This is a genomic window from Pseudomonas sp. Arb-4-2C, assembly GCF_055755015.1.
Window position 1 is genome coordinate 3577325 of sequence record NZ_CM146899.1, and the last position, 14550, is coordinate 3591874.

Below are 14550 nucleotides of genomic sequence, written 5' to 3' on the forward strand. Positions count from 1 at the left end.
CCGTCCGTGGTATGTCACGCCAGTGCAAGCGTGCTGCCTTGCACCAGCCTTTGAAACGATAGCCCTCGGTCCTTCGGCCTACAAGCCAGCGGTTTCTGCTATCGGCGTAGGCCGTTTCGTCAGGCTCTGTGAGCTCGCCGATGCCAGTGTGCGCTACTCATTTTCCGAGGCAAACACCTCGACGATCTGTTCAATCACCGCCCTCACCCTTGCGGTGTGGCGCAGATCCGCATGGGTCACAAGCCACACTTCATAGGGCTGCGGCCGGGTACGCTGCGGCCAGAGCCTGACCAGCCCGTCGCGCTCGCCCATGTACAGCGGGATTTCTCCTACACCAATGCCCGCCGCAATCGAGCGCCGTATCAGCAGGCTGGAGCCGAGACTGGCGACAATACGCCCGCGACTGATCGGCTCGCCCACCAGCGTCAGGTCTTTGTGGCTCTGCAGGTACGGTTGATAGACCACCAGATCATGCCCCGCGAACGCACTACCCTGCTCGGGTACCCCGTGGGCATCAATGTAAGCCTGCGTGGCGAACAGCCCGGTGGGCCAGCGAGCGATGCGTCGGGCGATCAGGCCCGGATTGTCCGGCCGGGCATTGCGCACGGCGATGTCCGCTTCGCGCTTGGCCAGGCTGAGCATCTGCGTGGAGGCATCCAGTTGCACGCGCACGTCCGGATGCTGTGCGTGCAAACGGGCGATGGCCGGGATCAGGAAGTCGATGGCCAGCGAATCGGTGGTGCTGACCCGCACCGTGCCGGTCAGGCGATCATCCAGGCCCTCGATCTGGCGCTCGAGTTCAAGCGCAGAATGCTCCATTTTCTCGACAGACCTGAGTGCTGCTTCACCCACCGCAGTCAGTGCATAACCGTCGGAGGTACGCAGGAACAACGTCGCGCTCAGGGACTTTTCCAGCGCGGTGATCCGCCGTCCGACCGTTGCCTGGTCCACGCCAAGCACCCGCGCCGCCCCCCGCAGCGTCGACTCGCGGCAGACCGCGAGAAACACCCGTGCGTCATCCCAATTCATCGCTTCTCCTGTTGATGCAGATTTGCATCACTGTACTGCCAAATCGCTGCGCGAAAGCAGCAACAATAGCCGATATCCTCGCCACTGTTCTCAAGCCTGAAGGGCTTTTGAAGGGAATCATTGCCAACCACTTGAACTCCCACCTACAGCCCCCCTACGCAACAGGACCGGATATGACACTGCCCAGCGAAATGACCCGCATCGAAATCACTCAACCCGGTGGCCCCGACGTCTTGCAACCCAAGCGTGTGCCGCTACCCGTCGCTGCTGCCGGCGAAGTGCTGATCCGCGTGCATGCCGCCGGGATCAACCGGCCGGACGCGTTGCAACGTGCTGGCAAGTACCCGATGAAACCCGGCATGAACCCGATTCCCGGTCTGGAAGTGGCTGGCGAAGTCGTGGCGCTGGGGGACGGTGTCAGTGAGTTTGCCGTGGGTGACAAAGTCTGTGCATTGACCAACGGTGGCGGTTACGCCGAATACTGCACGGTGCCCGCCGGGCAAACCCTGCCGATCCCGGAGGGGCTGGATTGGGTGCAGGCTGCCGCCGTCCCGGAAACCTTCTTTACCGTGTGGGCCAACCTGTTCGGCCTCGGCGGCGCCCAGCGTGGTCAGCGGGTGCTGATTCACGGTGGCACCAGTGGCATCGGAACGACCGCGCTGATGCTCTGCCGTGAGTTCGGCATCGAAGCCTTCGCCACCGCCGGCAGTACGGAAAAATGTGCGGCGATCAGCGAGCTGGGTGGGCAGCCGATCAATTATCACGAGCAGGATTTCGCTGCCGTCATCGCGGAAAAAACCGCCGGCAAAGGCGTTAACGCGATTCTAGACATCATGGGCGCCTCGTACCTCAACGCTAATGTCAGCGCGTTGGCGATGGATGGCCGGCTGGTGATGCTGGGCTTTCTCGGTGGTGGCAAGGCCGACGACATCGACTTGCTGGCGATCATGGCCAAGCGCGCGGTGATCACCGGTTCGCTGCTGCGTGCGCGCACCTCTGAGGAAAAGGCCGAAATCGCCGACCACCTGCGCCAATACGTCTGGCCGGTGCTGGCCGCCGGGCGCTGCCTGCCGATCATCGACAAGGTCTATTCGCTGCACGATGCGGCACGGGCGCACGCGCACATGGAAAGCGGTGATCACATCGGCAAAATCGTTCTGCGGGTCGATTGAACCGCAGCATTTTGTAATTGTTGCGGGCACACGGCGGTCGAAAAAGCCACGCGCAGACCACGGGTTCTGGTAAAAAGCCTTCTTCGTCTGCGCTGTGGTGAACCGTTTAATGTTCCTTTCCTTCATGACTCGTTTGCGTCGCCGTCGTCTGGCGTTTGCCTGCATGGCTGCGCTGATCATTGGCGTGCCGACGAGTTGTGCCGTCCTCGAACACACCGAGCGCAAACTGCTGTTTCGCATCGAACCGGGCACGGCCGGCTGGTACCACGGTTTGCCGGGCAGCGTGCAGGAACTCGACTTGCAGCCCAGGAGTTTCAAGGCCGGGCAGAATATTCATGCCTGGTGGTGGCCGGCGGAACGGCCGAACGCCCCGGCGATCCTCTATCTGCACGGCGTGCGCTGGAACCTCACCGGGCAGTTGTTCCGCATCGAGCAATTGCGCGCGGCAGGCTACTCGGTACTGGCCATCGACTACCGTGGTTTCGGCCAGAGCAAGGGCGATCTGCCCTCTGAAAGCAGCGTGTACGAAGACGCCCGCGTGGCATGGGAGCGCTTCAAACTGCTGCAGCCCGACCCGAGCAAACGACTGATCTACGGCCACTCCCTGGGAGGCGCCGTGGCCATTGATCTGGCGGCCGAGCTCGGCCAGGACGCCGCACGCGACCATACACCGCTGCCAGTCAAGGGCCTGGTGATCGAATCGACGTTTACCTCCCTCGCCGACGTAGCGGCTGCCGTGGCCAACACCTCGTTACCGGTGCGCTGGCTGCTGTCGCAGAAGTTCGACTCGATCGACAAGATCGCCGAGATTCACATGCCATTACTCGTCGTACACGGCATGGCCGACGCGTTCGTGCCGCCACGCTTCAGCGAGCAACTGTTCAACGCCGCTCAACAGCCCAAGCGATTGCTGCTGGTACCGGGTGCCACCCACAACAACAGCATGGCGCTGGGCGGGCTGAATTATCGCAAGGCGATCGATGCGCTGATCCAGTCCAAACCTGCGCCCCATGTGGCCGGTCCGGCATTGGCACGTAGCGCACAGGACTCCTAGCGATAGCCACGGGCCTGCAGATCGAACAGTTTGGCGTAGTGTCCGTTGGCCGCGATCAGCCATTCGTGATCGCCCTGCTCCAGTATTCGACCGGCCGCCAGCACGATGATCTGATCGGCGTTGCGCACACTGGAAAAACGGTGGGAGATCAGCAAGGTCATGCGATTTTCGGTGTGCTGGCTGAAGTGCTCGAACACCGCCGCTTCCGCAGCCGGATCCAGAGCCGAAGTCGGTTCGTCGAGGATCAGGATGTCGGCATCGCGGCGCATGTAGGCCCGGGACAGGGCAATCTTCTGCCATTGCCCACCGGACAACTCCTGACCACCGGCAAACCAGCGACCCAACTGTGTGGCGTAACCGCGGTCGAGCCCTTCAATGAACGGTGCGGCCATGCCTTCGATCGCCGCAGCCTTCCAGCGTGGCTCTTCATTGAACGCTGAAGTATCACCGACGCCGATGTTCTCCCCCACGCTGAACTGGTAGCGAATGTAGTCCTGGAAAATCACGCCGATACGCCGGCGCAACGTGGTCTCTTCCCAATCCTGCAAGTCACTGCCATCGAGCAGGATACGTCCTTGATCGGGCCGATACAGGCGGGTCAGCAGTTTGATCATGGTGGTCTTGCCTGAGCCATTCTCCCCTACCAGCGCCAGGCTCTTGCCCGGCACCAGATGCAGGTCGATGCCTTCCAGCGCCGCACGGTTGGCTCCCGGATAACGGAAACCGACGTTTTCAAAGCGCAGGCCATCGCCCGGCTGCGCGCCGACAGTGAGATGACCGGAAGCGGCCAGCACCGGTTCGGCCAGATACTCGTAAAGGTTCGACAGGTACAAACCGTCTTCATACAAGCCGCTGATCGCGCTCAAGCTGCTGCTGACCGCGCTTTGCCCCTGCTTGAACAGCACCAGGTACATGGTCATCTGGCCTAGACTGATATTGCCATGCACCGCGTCGATCACCACCCAGGCATAAGCTAGATAGAAAGCCCCGGTGCCGAGCAATCCAAGACCAAAACCCCAGCCATCGCGACGCAAGGTCAGGCGCCGGTCTTCAGCGTAGAGCCTGGCGAAGGTGTCCCGGTAGCGTTGCAGCAGCAACGGCGCGAAACCGAACAGTTTGACCTCTTTGATATAGGCCTCATGGGACAGCAAGGTTTCGATATAGCTTTGCTGCCGGCTCTCTGGCGCACGGCGGGTGAACAGGCGGAAAGCGTCGCCGGAAAAGTGTGCCTCGGCAAAGAATACCGGTAACGCACCGACCACCAGCAGCACCAGTGCCCACGGCGAAAAATGCACCAGCAACACACCGAAGCTGATCAGCATGATCAGGTTCTGGATCAACCCCAGCGACTTCATCACCAGCGCCAGCGGCCGGGTCGAGGCCTCACGGCGCACGCGGACCAGTTTGTCGTAGAACTCGGAGTTCTCGAACTGCACCAGTGACAGGGTCTGCGCCTTTTCCAGAATCAGCGTGTTGACCTTCTGTCCCAATTGCACCCGCAACAGCGACTGCTGGACCGACAACGCCCGTTGCGTACCGGACAACAGCGCCAACACTCCCGCTTCCATCAACACATAACGCAACACCGGCCACAGCGGCGCATCGCCGTGCTGTGCGTGTAACTGCATCGCCGTCACCACCGCATCGACAATGCGCTGACCCAGCCATGCGGCCAGCGCCGGCAGTACACCGGCAATCAATGTCGCCAGCACCAAGCCCAGAAACAATCCGCGAGATGTCGCCCAGACCAGCAACAAGGCGCGCCGGGCCTGATCGAACAAAGCGTGGAAGCGGGAAATCAAAGGCATGGATCAGTGAACTCGACAACTGATAGAGCCTGCCATGGTACTCCGCAGGTGTGATCCGTGCTGAAACCGGGCCTTTTCATGAGAAAAACATCTGGAAAAACTCTGCCCATTCCGGCGTCCAATGCTCTGCTATGTTTTAACCGCCTTTCGCGGAACCTGGCGAAAATCGCCTCACTCCGCGCCTACTGCCAGGACCACCACCATGAGAATCAATCCCTACCTGATCTTCAACGGCGACTGCCGCGAGGCCTTCATCTTCTACGAGCAAGCCTTGCAAGGAAAACTCGAAGCGATGATGACCTTCGGCGAAACACCTGCCGCCGAACATGTACCGACAGAGCATCACCACCTGGTCATCCACACTTGCCTGAAAGTCGGCGACCAGATGATCATGGCCTCAGACACCACGCCAGACCGGCCAACCGGGGGCATGAGCGGTTGCTCGATCTCCCTCAACGTCGACAGCATTGCCGAAGCCGAGCGGGTGTTCAATGCGCTGGCAAAGGACGGTCGCGTCGACATGCCGCTTGAAACCACGTTCTGGGCCGCCCGTTTCGGCATGCTGGTGGACCGCTTTGGCGTGTCGTGGATGGTCAATTGCGAGAGCGACAAGTGACGCTGACGTTTCGGCAGGCATGAAAAAGCCCAACCTCTTCGGGTTGGGCTTTTGATTTATCGCTGGGCCAGTTCATGCCGTACGCATTGTTCGTAATAGGTCTGCTTGACCGCCGCTGGCTTGAGCTTTGACGTGCTGTTGTAGGTCTGCTCGGTAATCCCCATCGCCGTCATGCGCATCCACGGCTGCTGGAACTTGCGCACCTGCAATTGCTTGCGCGCGCCATACAGGGAAATCCCCGACAGCTTCGACTGCTGGGCACCGGCAGCAATGTCTGAACCCCAGGTACAGGCAAACCGATGACTCTTGCTCAACTCTTTTGCCTGGGCTCCCATGGCAAATGCAGCCAGGGAAAGCGTTGCAACGGTTATGACAATCGTCCGCATATAGCCAACCTAACCTTTTGAAAAAAGGCGAGTTTGCCCGGTCTCGGGAAACCTGGGGGCCAGCAATTTGCCGCCTGGTTTCATTTCCTACCGCTCGTCCAACGAAAAGCACCTTGGCCCTGCCCGCACCTCCAATGCGGTACATCCCTCGTACGGAAGGCCTGGAAATGAACAAGAAGATTGCGACCCTGGTACTGGCAAGCCTGATGTTGACGGCCTCGGGCATCTCACTGGCAACCGATAAGGCAGGATCCGCCGCGCCGCCTACTGCCATTCCGGGCGTCAATCAGTCCAGCAACAAGCCTGAATCCAATGAAGAAAAGGCCAACAAGAAAGGTGAAGAAGCCTCTGGTTCGAACTCCGGCGCCGCATCGAAAGAAACCGAGAAAGACGCGGCGACCTCCAGCGACTCGGAAGACATTCAGAGCAAGCCAAAACAATAGCCTCTGGATTGAACGCTTGTGAACGCCGATCATGCTGGAGAAGTTTTCAATTTCCTGCAGATGAACCGAATGCCCAAAAGACCAGCACAAACCTCAGCCGCGACCACCGCCGCAGACATCGAACGCTCGATCCAGGCGCTTAACAAAATGGCGGAACGCCTTTGGGGCGATGGCCGAGAAGCTGAAGCAAAGGCACTTCTCGATGCACTGGACGCTTTGAACCGGGCACTGGACCGGATCAGGATCGGTGAGAGTCGCAGGGTTCTGCATTGAGTCCTGCCTGCGCGCAGCGACTTCTTAGCCGCCGGGCAAAACTCACGCGCATGAAAAAGGCCAATGTCGTAAACATTGGCCTAAGTCATTGAATTATATGGTCGGGACGGAGTGATTCGAACACTCGACCCCTAGCACCCCATGCTAGTGCGCTACCGGACTGCGCTACGCCCCGACTGGTTTGAAATCTGCCCTTCGTCTCGAAGAGCGCTCAAGAATATATCGCAAGCTTTTGAAAACTGGAAGTATTTAAAAGCCGCTTTTTATTTCTTGAGCACCACCAGTACATCTTCAAGCTCGGCAATCATCTGGCGGATCATTTGCTTGTATTGGGTGGTGTCGTCTTTGGCTTCATCGCCGGACAAACGCAGGCGCGCGCCGCCGATGGTGAACCCCTGATCGTAAAGGAGCGCGCGGATCTGCCGGATCATCAGCACGTCCTGGCGCTGATAATACCGGCGGTTTCCGCGGCGTTTGACGGGGTTGAGTTGAGGAAACTCCTGCTCCCAGTAGCGCAGCACGTGTGGTTTTACCGCACACAGCTCGCTGACTTCACCAATGGTGAAGTAGCGTTTGCCCGGGATGACGGGTAGTTCGTCGTTATGACTTGGTTCCAGCATAAGCCTCAACTCGGGCCTTCAACTTCTGCCCTGGACGAAAGGTGACCACACGGCGAGCCGTGATCGGGATTTCTTCCCCCGTTTTCGGGTTGCGGCCAGGCCGCTGGCGTTTGTCCCGAAGGTCGAAATTGCCGAAACCCGACAATTTGACCTGCTCGTTGTCCTCAAGAGCGTGCCTGATTTCCTCGAAAAACAGTTCAACCAATTCCTTGGCTTCCCGCTTGTTCAGGCCCAGCTCTTCATACAGACGTTCCGCCATCTCAGCTTTCGTCAAAGCCCCCATACGTCACTTCCTTAACGTGGCGTTCAACCTTTGTTCGAGCGAGGTGAGGATATTTTGCGTCGTCGAATTCACCTCATCGTCATTAAGAGTGCGCGATGGATGCTGCCAGGTCAAGCCAACTGCAAGGCTTTTTCTATCAGGATCAATACCTTTACCCTGATACACGTCAAACAGCCTGAGATCCGTGAGCCATTCGCCTGCATTTTCACGGATTACGTCCAACACCGCCGAGGCCGCGACGTCTTTGTGCGCAATCAGTGCAAGGTCACGACGCACTTCAGGAAAGCGCGACAACTCGTGGAATTTCGGCATTTTACCGAGCGCCACTTCAGCCAGAACCAGCTCGAAAACGAAGACCGGACGATCCAGCCCCAAGGCTTTGGACAATTCCGGGTGGATCGCGCCGATAAAGCCGACTTCACGGCCTTCGCGTTCGATGCGCGCGGTTTGACCCGGGTGCAGCGCCGGGTGTTTGCCCGGGGCGAAAGTGAAGGTCTCCAGTGCACCAGCGAAGCCCAGCACCGCTTCAACATCAGCCTTGACGTCGAAGAAATCGACGGTGTCGCGACCTTGCGCCCAGCCTTCCGGCAGACGGCTGCCGCAAACCACACCGGACAGCATCGGCTCTTGCTTAAGGCCTTCCAACTGACCGACGAAGCGCAGACCGCTCTCGAACAGGCGCACGCGATCCTGTTGACGGTTCAGGTTGTGCTGCAGCGCCTTGACCAGACCCGGCCACAGCGAGGAACGCATGGCAGCCATGTCATTGGAGATCGGGTTGGCCAGCAACAGCGGCTCGACACCTGGATTGAACAGCTCGAACTGCTTCGGATCAATGAAGCTGTAAGTGATCGCTTCCTGGTAACCGCGAGCCACCAGCAGACGACGCAGTTCAGGCAGATCGCTACGTGCTTCAGCCTTGGCTTGTGGCGCCAGACGCGCTTGTGGGTAACGAACCGGCAGGCGGTTGTAGCCGTACAGACGCGCCAGTTCTTCGATCAGATCGACTTCCAGGCTGATGTCGAAGCGGTGGCTTGGTACTTCTACGCGCCACTGCCCGGCTCCGTCAGCGGAAATGTTCAGACCCAAGCCGCTGAGCAGACGCTCGACCTGCGCCGAATCCATTTCCATACCCAGCATCTGGGTGATGCGCTGCGCACGCAGGGTGATCGGCGCGATTGACGGCAGGTGCTGCTCGCTGACGGTCTCGATGATCGGGCCGGCTTCGCCACCCGTGATTTCCAGCAGCAGGCCAGTGGCGCGCTCCATGGCTTCACGGGCCAGCTGCCAGTCCACGCCGCGCTCGTAACGGTGCGATGCGTCGGTGTGCAAGCCATAGGAACGGGCTTTGCCAGCGACAGCGATCTGGTCGAAGAATGCGCTTTCCAGGAACACGTCGCGAGTGGTCGCGGACACGCCGCTGTGCTCGCCACCCATCACGCCGGCAATCGCCAGAGCGCGAGTATGGTCGGCAATCACTAGCGTATCGCTACGCAGGCTGACTTCCTGACCGTCGAGCAGTACCAGCTTCTCGCCCTCTTCCGCCATGCGTACGCGGATGCCGCCATTGATTTCGGCGAGATCGAAGGCGTGCAGCGGCTGGCCAAGTTCAAGCATCACGTAGTTGGTGATGTCGACGGCAGCGTCGATGCTGCGCACGTCGGCGCGGCGCAGACGCTCAACCATCCACAGCGGCGTCGGTTTGGACAGGTCAACGTTACGGACAACACGGCCCAGGTAACGCGGGCATGCCGCTGGAGCCAGCACTTCTACCGAGCGCACTTCATCGTGCACGGCAGGAATGGCCATGACCACCGGACGCGTGACCGGAGCGGCATACAGCGCGCCGACTTCACGGGCCAGACCGGCCAGGGACAGGCAGTCGCCGCGGTTCGGGGTCAGGTCGACCTCGATGCTGGCGTCTTCCAGATCCAGGTACACACGGAAATCTTCGCCCACCGGCGCATCGACCGGCAGTTCCATCAGACCGTCGTTGCCCTCGCCAACCTGCAACTCGGCTTGCGAGCAGAGCATGCCGTTGGACTCAACGCCACGCAGCTTGGCCTTCTTGATCTTGAAGTCGCCCGGCAACTCGGCACCGATCATGGCAAACGGAATCTTCAGGCCCGGACGCACGTTTGGCGCACCGCACACGACCTGGAAGGTTTCCGCGCCATTGCTCACCTGGCAAACGCGCAATTTGTCGGCATCAGGGTGTTGCTCGGTGCTCAGCACCTCACCCACCACCACGCCGCTGAATACACCGGCGGCCGGCGTAACGCTATCGACCTCAAGACCGGCCATCGACAGGCGAGCAACCAGCTCGTCGCGATTTACCTGCGGGCTAACCCAGCCACGCAGCCATTGTTCACTGAATTTCATCCTGCTCTCCTAAGAATTCGTTACGACTAGCGAAATTGCGCGAGGAACCGCAAGTCGTTGTCGAAGAACAGACGCAAGTCGTTCACGCCGTAACGGAGCATGGCCAGACGCTCGACGCCCATGCCGAAGGCAAAGCCGGAGAACTCTTCCGGATCAATGCCGGACATGCGCAGCACATTCGGGTGCACCATGCCGCAGCCCATCACTTCCAGCCAGCCGGTCTGCTTGCAGACGCGGCAGCCTTTACCGCTGCACATCACGCATTCCATGTCGACTTCAGCGGATGGCTCGGTGAACGGGAAGTACGAAGGACGGAAACGAACAGCCAGCTCTTTCTCGAAGAACACCCGCAGGAACTCTTCGATGGTGCCTTTGAGATCGGCAAAATTGATGTCGCGATCAACCAGCAGGCCTTCGACCTGGTGGAACATCGGCGAGTGGGTAATATCGGAGTCGCTGCGATACACGCGGCCTGGGCAGACGATGCGGATCGGCGGCTGTTTCGATTCCATGGTGCGGACCTGTACCGGCGAGGTATGGGTGCGCAGCAGCATGTTTGCATTGAAGTAGAAGGTGTCATGCATCGACCGGGCCGGGTGGTGGCCTGGGATGTTGAGCGCTTCAAAGTTGTGATAGTCGTCTTCGACCTCAGGGCCTTCGGCGATGCCGTAGCCAATGCGGGTGAAGAACTGTTCGACACGTTCCAGAGTCCGGGTAACCGGATGCAGACCACCGGAGGTCTGGCCACGGCCCGGCAACGTCACATCAATGGATTCGGCAGACAGTTTGGCAGCCAGTTCGGCTTCTTCAAACAGCGCCATGCGCGCATTGAGAACGCCTGTGACACGTTCCTTGGCAACGTTGATGAGCGCACCGACTTGCGGACGCTCTTCTGCCGGCAAATTCCCCAGGGTCTTCATCACCTGAGTCAATTCACCCTTTTTGCCAAGGTATTGAACCCGGATTTGCTCCAGGGCATTGATATCTTCAGCGCTTTGCACAGCCTCTAGTGCTTGAGAGACCAGCGCATCCAGGTTTTCCATGTACAGACTCCAGATACAAAATAGGGGAAGAGCTTGAAGGCTCTTCCCCTATTTATGACGTTTAACACCTGGCCCCACAGAGGTGAGGCCGGGTGACTGTCGGGGGTACTTAAGCCAAGGTGGCTTTAGCTTTCTCGACAATCGCAGCAAACGCCGCTTTTTCGTTCACTGCCAGATCAGCCAGAACCTTACGGTCGATCTCGATGGACGCTTTTTTCAGGCCAGCGATGAAACGGCTGTAGGACAGACCGTTAACACGAGCACCAGCGTTGATACGAGCGATCCACAGAGCGCGGAACTGACGTTTTTTCTGACGACGGTCACGGTAGGCGTATTGGCCTGCCTTGATTACCGCTTGCTTGGCAACACGGAATACGCGGGAGCGTGCGCCGTAGTAGCCTTTAGCAAGTTTCAGAATTTTTTTGTGACGCTTACGGGCAATGACGCCACGCTTTACACGAGCCATGAGTTACTTCCTCTATTCTTGACTAAAATTAACGAAGGCGCAGCATGCGCTCGACTTTTGCCACGTCAGACGGATGCAGCAAGCTGCTACCGCGCAGTTGACGCTTACGCTTGGTCGACATTTTGGTCAGGATGTGGCTCTTGAAAGCGTGCTTGTGCTTGATACCGTTAGCAGTTTTCAGAAACCGCTTAGCAGCACCACTTTTGGTTTTCATTTTTGGCATGTTCGGATACTCCGCATTCAGTTGATAAACATAATCAGAAGGCCTGCCGTGCCCTGTTGATTACTTCTTCTTTTTCGGGGCGATGACCATGATCAGCTGGCGTCCTTCCATCTTAGGATGCTGTTCGACCGAACCGTACTCGAGCAGGTCAGCTTCAACCCGCTTGAGGAGTTCCATCCCCAGCTCCTGGTGGGCCATCTCACGGCCGCGGAATCGCAAGGATACCTTGGCCCTGTCCCCGTCACTCAGGAAACGTACCAGGTTGCGCAGTTTTACCTGGTAATCCCCTTCCTCCGTCCCTGGACGAAACTTGATTTCTTTTACCTGAATCTGCTTCTGGTTTTTCTTCGCCGCTGCAATCTGCTTCTTCTTTTCGAAGATCGATTTGCCGTAGTCCATCACCCGGCAAACCGGTGGGACTGCGTCAGCAGAGATTTCTACCAGATCAAGCTTTGCTTCTTCAGCAATACGAAGCGCTTCATCAATCGAGACGATGCCAATCTGCTCGCCATCAGCGCCAATTAACCGAACCTCGCGTGCCGAGATATTCTCGTTGATCGGGGCTTTCGGTGCAGCTCGTTTATCTTGTCTCATTTCACGCTTAATAATAATTACTCCGAATCTGGGCGACCACGCCGGGAAACCGCTTGCGCGAGAAACTCAGCGAACTGGGCGACGGGCATCGAGCCCAGGTCAGCACCTTCACGAGTACGCACAGCGACAGTCTGCATCTCGACTTCCTTATCTCCGATAACCAAAAGATAGGGAACCTTGAGCAAAGTATGCTCGCGGATTTTAAAGCCGATCTTTTCATTTCTCAAGTCGGACTTGGCACGAAATCCGCTTTCGTTGAGAGTTTTTTCAACCTGGGCGACGAAATCTGCCTGTTTATCAGTGATATTCATGATCACTGCCTGGGTTGGCGCAAGCCACGCAGGGAACGCACCTTCGTAGTGCTCGATCAGAATCCCGACGAAACGTTCGAAGGAACCGAGGATCGCCCGGTGCAACATCACCGGATGCTTGCGGCTGTTGTCTTCGGAGACGTATTCAGCGCCCAAACGGACAGGCAGGTTAAAATCGAGCTGCAAGGTACCACATTGCCAGACGCGACCGAGGCAATCTTTCAGCGAGAACTCGATCTTCGGACCGTAGAACGCACCCTCACCCGGCTGCAGGTCGTAAGGCAGGCCCGCAGAATCAAGGGCTGCAGCCAGTGCGGCTTCAGCGCGATCCCACAGTTCGTCGGAACCCACGCGTTTTTCCGGACGAGTGGACAGTTTCATCTCGACATCTGTAAAGCCGAAGTCGCGGTAAACGTCCATGGTCAGCTTGATGAACGCAGCGGACTCAGCCTGCATCTGCTCTTCGGTGCAGAAGATGTGGGCGTCGTCCTGGGTGAACGCACGAACACGCATGATGCCGTGCAACGCACCCGACGGCTCGTTACGGTGGCAGGCACCGAATTCGGCCAGACGCATCGGCAGCTCGCGGTAGCTCTTCAGGCCCTGATTGAACACCTGCACGTGGCATGGGCAGTTCATCGGCTTGATGGCGTAGTCGCGGCTTTCCGACTCGGTAGTGAACATGTTGTCGGCGTAGTTGGCCCAGTGCCCGGATTTCTCCCACAGGCTGCGATCGACCACTTGCGGGGTCTTGATCTCGAGGTAGCCGTTGTCACGCTGCACCTTGCGCATGTACTGCTCGAGCACCTGGTACAGGGTCCAGCCATTCGGGTGCCAGAACACCATGCCCGGCGCTTCTTCCTGGGTGTGGAACAGACCCAGGCGTTTGCCGATCTTGCGGTGATCGCGTTTTTCCGCTTCTTCAATGCGCTGGATGTAAGCCGCCAGCTGCTTCTTGTCAGCCCAGGCAGTACCATAAACGCGCTGCAACTGCTCGTTTTTGGCATCGCCGCGCCAGTAGGCGCCGGACAACTTGGTCAGCTTGAAGGATTTCAGGAAGCGAGTGTTCGGCACGTGCGGACCGCGGCACATGTCGACGTATTCTTCGTGGTAGTACAGGCCCATGGCCTGTTCGTTCGGCATGTCCTCGACCAGGCGCAGCTTGTAGTCTTCACCGCGAGCCTTGAACACTTCGATCACTTCGGCGCGCGGAGTGACTTTCTTGATGACGTCGTAATCTTTGTCGATCAGCTGATGCATGCGCTGTTCGATGGCGGCCATGTCGTCCGGAGTGAAAGGACGTTCGAAGGCGATGTCGTAATAGAAGCCTTCGTCGATGACCGGACCGATGACCATCCTGGCCGTCGGGTACAGCTGCTTGACCGCATGACCAACCAGGTGCGCGCAAGAGTGGCGAATGATCTCCAGCCCCTCTTCATCCTTTGGCGTGATGATTTGCAGCGTCGCGTCGCTGTCGATGATGTCGCAGGCATCGACCAGCTTGCCGTTGACCTTGCCGGCCACGGTGGCCTTGGCCAGACCGGCACCAATGGATGCGGCGACCTCGGCTACGGAAACCGGGTGATCGAATGAACGTTGACTGCCGTCGGGAAGAGTAATAGTTGGCATGGCGCCTCCTCTCCTAGTGGTGACCCCTACCAAAGGTCACGTGGGTTGGGATGAGCCAGTACAAGATCCGATCCAGGCCATTCAATGACGAACGCCTGCCTTACAGCGGCAGGAGCCTTGCGGCCAACCGGAAAACCGAACCAGAGTGACTGGGATTCAAATCAGAATGTTCGCACGCTGACCGCTGCCGGGGCTGAAGGCCGTCCGGAGCCTGAGAA

16 protein-coding genes and 1 tRNA gene are annotated in these 14550 nt (G+C 58.7%); 5 read left to right on the forward strand and 12 right to left on the reverse strand.

Annotation, left to right across the window (positions count from 1 at the left end; all coding sequences use genetic code 11):
* Positions 1-153 precede the first annotated feature (153 nt).
* Positions 154-1029 (reverse strand): LysR family transcriptional regulator, encoded by an 876-nt coding sequence (locus AC0J41_RS15945; RefSeq protein ID WP_025111226.1) that lies wholly within the window; start codon positions 1027-1029, stop codon positions 154-156.
* Between the two features lie 173 nt (positions 1030-1202).
* Between AC0J41_RS15945 and AC0J41_RS15950 the strand changes: the two genes are divergently transcribed.
* Both AC0J41_RS15950 and AC0J41_RS15955 read left to right on the forward strand, forming a co-directional pair.
* A complete protein-coding gene (locus AC0J41_RS15950) occupies positions 1203-2201 on the forward strand; it encodes an NAD(P)H-quinone oxidoreductase (protein ID WP_473013002.1) in 999 nt (332 codons plus the stop codon).
* Between the two features lie 109 nt (positions 2202-2310).
* Positions 2311-3255 carry an alpha/beta hydrolase gene (locus AC0J41_RS15955; RefSeq protein ID WP_473013003.1) on the forward strand — a complete coding sequence of 315 codons (945 nt, stop codon included), beginning with the start codon at positions 2311-2313 and terminating at the stop codon, positions 3253-3255.
* Here the strand turns inward: AC0J41_RS15955 and AC0J41_RS15960 are convergent.
* The gene (locus AC0J41_RS15960; protein ID WP_025111223.1) at positions 3252-5063 is read right to left on the reverse strand and encodes an ABC transporter ATP-binding protein; all 1812 of its coding nucleotides are present in this window, start codon (positions 5061-5063) and stop codon (positions 3252-3254) included. The two genes, AC0J41_RS15955 and AC0J41_RS15960, sit on opposite strands and share 4 nt — an antisense overlap.
* Before the next feature lie 202 nt (positions 5064-5265).
* Here AC0J41_RS15960 and AC0J41_RS15965 point away from each other — a divergent pair, with 202 nt between their 5' ends.
* Positions 5266-5679 (forward strand): VOC family protein, encoded by a 414-nt coding sequence (locus tag AC0J41_RS15965; protein WP_473013004.1) that lies wholly within the window; start codon positions 5266-5268, stop codon positions 5677-5679.
* A gap of 56 nt (positions 5680-5735) precedes the next feature.
* Here AC0J41_RS15965 and AC0J41_RS15970 read toward each other — a convergent pair whose 3' ends face one another.
* A complete protein-coding gene (locus AC0J41_RS15970; RefSeq protein WP_025111221.1) occupies positions 5736-6065 on the reverse strand; it encodes a hypothetical protein in 330 nt (109 codons plus the stop codon).
* Positions 6066-6232: 167 nt separating this feature from the next.
* Here AC0J41_RS15970 and AC0J41_RS15975 point away from each other — a divergent pair, with 167 nt between their 5' ends.
* Together AC0J41_RS15975 and AC0J41_RS15980 are read left to right on the forward strand one after the other, a co-directional pair.
* Positions 6233-6508, forward strand: coding sequence for a hypothetical protein (locus AC0J41_RS15975; RefSeq protein ID WP_473013005.1), 276 nt, complete (start codon positions 6233-6235; stop codon positions 6506-6508).
* 69 nt (positions 6509-6577) lie between these two features.
* The gene (locus AC0J41_RS15980) at positions 6578-6781 is read left to right on the forward strand and encodes a hypothetical protein (RefSeq protein WP_025111219.1); all 204 of its coding nucleotides are present in this window, start codon (positions 6578-6580) and stop codon (positions 6779-6781) included.
* Positions 6782-6879: 98 nt separating this feature from the next.
* Here the strand turns inward: AC0J41_RS15980 and AC0J41_RS15985 are convergent.
* The 9 genes from AC0J41_RS15985 to thrS form a co-directional block, all read right to left on the reverse strand.
* Positions 6880-6956 (reverse strand) — tRNA-Pro (locus AC0J41_RS15985).
* Between the two features lie 88 nt (positions 6957-7044).
* On the reverse strand, positions 7045-7401 hold the full coding sequence (locus tag AC0J41_RS15990; RefSeq protein WP_003179985.1) for a MerR family transcriptional regulator: 357 nt from the start codon (positions 7399-7401) through the stop codon (positions 7045-7047).
* Entirely contained in the window at positions 7382-7684 is a 303-nt protein-coding gene (ihfA, locus tag AC0J41_RS15995) for an integration host factor subunit alpha (RefSeq protein WP_002553164.1), read from the reverse strand. The genes AC0J41_RS15990 and ihfA overlap by 20 nt, the downstream gene beginning before the upstream one ends.
* Positions 7685-7687: 3 nt before the next feature.
* Positions 7688-10066: a phenylalanine--tRNA ligase subunit beta gene (pheT, locus tag AC0J41_RS16000; protein ID WP_473013006.1), complete on the reverse strand. Its 2379-nt coding sequence runs from the start codon at positions 10064-10066 to the stop codon at positions 7688-7690.
* A gap of 26 nt (positions 10067-10092) precedes the next feature.
* Positions 10093-11109 carry a phenylalanine--tRNA ligase subunit alpha gene (gene pheS, locus AC0J41_RS16005; RefSeq protein WP_003226365.1) on the reverse strand — a complete coding sequence of 339 codons (1017 nt, stop codon included), beginning with the start codon at positions 11107-11109 and terminating at the stop codon, positions 10093-10095.
* 109 nt (positions 11110-11218) lie between these two features.
* On the reverse strand, positions 11219-11575 hold the full coding sequence (gene rplT, locus AC0J41_RS16010) for a 50S ribosomal protein L20 (protein WP_002553161.1): 357 nt from the start codon (positions 11573-11575) through the stop codon (positions 11219-11221).
* Positions 11576-11603: 28 nt separating this feature from the next.
* Entirely contained in the window at positions 11604-11798 is a 195-nt protein-coding gene (gene rpmI, locus AC0J41_RS16015; protein WP_002553160.1) for a 50S ribosomal protein L35, read from the reverse strand.
* A 60-nt stretch (positions 11799-11858) separates the two neighbouring features.
* The gene (gene infC / locus AC0J41_RS16020) at positions 11859-12410 is read right to left on the reverse strand and encodes a translation initiation factor IF-3 (RefSeq protein ID WP_170929410.1); all 552 of its coding nucleotides are present in this window, start codon (positions 12408-12410) and stop codon (positions 11859-11861) included.
* Positions 12410-14332, reverse strand: coding sequence for a threonine--tRNA ligase (gene thrS, locus AC0J41_RS16025; RefSeq protein ID WP_025111217.1), 1923 nt, complete (start codon positions 14330-14332; stop codon positions 12410-12412). Before thrS ends, infC begins: the two co-directional genes overlap by 1 nt.
* Positions 14333-14550: the final 218 nt, after the last annotated feature.

Bases quoted from the DNA above. Each gene is read 5' to 3' on its own strand.
- AC0J41_RS15945 (WP_025111226.1), bottom strand. From the start codon at position 1,029: ATGAATTGGGATGACGCACGGGTGTTTCTCGCGGTCTGCCGCGAGTCG.
- AC0J41_RS15950 (WP_473013002.1), top strand. From the start codon at position 1,203: ATGACACTGCCCAGCGAAATGACCCGCATCGAAATCACTCAACCCGGT.
- AC0J41_RS15955 (WP_473013003.1), top strand. From the start codon at position 2,311: ATGTTCCTTTCCTTCATGACTCGTTTGCGTCGCCGTCGTCTGGCGTTT.
- AC0J41_RS15960 (WP_025111223.1), bottom strand. From the start codon at position 5,063: ATGCCTTTGATTTCCCGCTTCCACGCTTTGTTCGATCAGGCCCGGCGC.
- AC0J41_RS15965 (WP_473013004.1), top strand. From the start codon at position 5,266: ATGAGAATCAATCCCTACCTGATCTTCAACGGCGACTGCCGCGAGGCC.
- AC0J41_RS15970 (WP_025111221.1), bottom strand. From the start codon at position 6,065: ATGCGGACGATTGTCATAACCGTTGCAACGCTTTCCCTGGCTGCATTT.
- AC0J41_RS15975 (WP_473013005.1), top strand. From the start codon at position 6,233: ATGAACAAGAAGATTGCGACCCTGGTACTGGCAAGCCTGATGTTGACG.
- AC0J41_RS15980 (WP_025111219.1), top strand. From the start codon at position 6,578: ATGCCCAAAAGACCAGCACAAACCTCAGCCGCGACCACCGCCGCAGAC.
- AC0J41_RS15990 (WP_003179985.1), bottom strand. From the start codon at position 7,401: ATGCTGGAACCAAGTCATAACGACGAACTACCCGTCATCCCGGGCAAA.
- ihfA (WP_002553164.1), bottom strand. From the start codon at position 7,684: ATGGGGGCTTTGACGAAAGCTGAGATGGCGGAACGTCTGTATGAAGAG.
- pheT (WP_473013006.1), bottom strand. From the start codon at position 10,066: ATGAAATTCAGTGAACAATGGCTGCGTGGCTGGGTTAGCCCGCAGGTA.
- pheS (WP_003226365.1), bottom strand. From the start codon at position 11,109: ATGGAAAACCTGGATGCGCTGGTCTCTCAAGCACTAGAGGCTGTGCAA.
- rplT (WP_002553161.1), bottom strand. From the start codon at position 11,575: ATGGCTCGTGTAAAGCGTGGCGTCATTGCCCGTAAGCGTCACAAAAAA.
- rpmI (WP_002553160.1), bottom strand. From the start codon at position 11,798: ATGCCAAAAATGAAAACCAAAAGTGGTGCTGCTAAGCGGTTTCTGAAA.
- thrS (WP_025111217.1), bottom strand. From the start codon at position 14,332: ATGCCAACTATTACTCTTCCCGACGGCAGTCAACGTTCATTCGATCAC.